The 1,111-nt window shown below is 37.7% G+C and carries 1 protein-coding gene; it reads left to right on the top strand.

The window, feature by feature from the left end; translation table 11 throughout:
* The first annotated feature begins 42 nt into the window (after nt 1–42).
* Nucleotides 43–945, top strand: coding sequence for a DMT family transporter (locus R2B77_RS17855; RefSeq protein ID WP_203249238.1), 903 nt, complete (start codon nt 43–45; stop codon nt 943–945).
* Nucleotides 946–1,111 lie beyond the last annotated feature (166 nt).

Consider the following 1,111-nt stretch of genomic DNA (forward strand, 5'->3'; position numbering starts at 1 on the left):
AACCTATATATATCATTCCTTTTGAAAGAGATGTGTTCTAAAATGGAAAAACCCGCAATTCATCCTTATATTCCAATCATCATTGGCGTAATATCCGTAGCCCTTTCTGCAATCTTCGTCAAACTCGCAACAGCTGACGCCGGTGTGATTGCTTTTTATCGAATGCTATTCTCTGTCTTGCTGATGTTACCGATCTTCCTCATTAAGTATAGAAAGGAAATTTTGACACTCGGTAAAAAAGATTGGATCTTTTCTACAATCGCAGGTGTGTTTTTAGCCTTCCATTTCATTTTATGGTTTGAATCTTTAAATTACACCTCGGTAGCCAGTTCAACTGTACTCGTTACTTTGCAGCCGATATTCGCTTTTATCGGAACTTATTTCTTCTTTAAAGAGAAGTTATCATTTAAAACGATACTTTCCGCAATCATTGCCATCGCTGGGAGCGTGATTATTAGCTGGGGAGACTTTGCGTTGAGTGGCACTGCATTTTATGGAGATATGCTGGCGCTCGCGGGGTGTGCATTGATTACTGCCTATCTTTTATTTGGCCAAGATGTTCGAAAACGTCTTTCACTTATTACTTATACGTTTGTCGTTTACTCGATAAGCACTCTTACATTATTTTTTTATGTTCTCATTAAAGGAGAATCGTTCGGTCCTTATTCAAACACGGATTGGTTTTGGTTTTTTATGCTTGCACTCATTCCGAACCTACTAGGTCATACAATGTTCAACTGGGCCATCAAGTGGGTCAGTACGAATGTAATATCTATCGCAATCTTATTCGAACCAGTAGGAGCGGCAATTTTAGCATTTTATATCTTTAATGAAACCTTGACAACATCTCAAATTATCGGCGGAGTAGTTGTTATAGCAGGGATATTGCTATTTGTCATTGATGGGAATAAACTGCGCGAAAAACTTTTTTCGAAAAAAGCTTGATTTTTTGTATCACTGTATTGTATATTAGTACATGTCCTCTGGGAGCGAGATACAACAAAAAAGAAGTTAAAACAATTGTTGACTCGTTCTGGAAGAGATGTTATAGTAGGGAACGTCGCTCCTCAAGCGTAATGAAAACAGCGAAAGAAATTGAAATTAGTTGTTG

Source organism: Sporosarcina beigongshangi (assembly GCF_033485195.1).
GTDB classification, from domain to species: domain Bacteria; phylum Bacillota; class Bacilli; order Bacillales_A; family Planococcaceae; genus Sporosarcina; species Sporosarcina beigongshangi.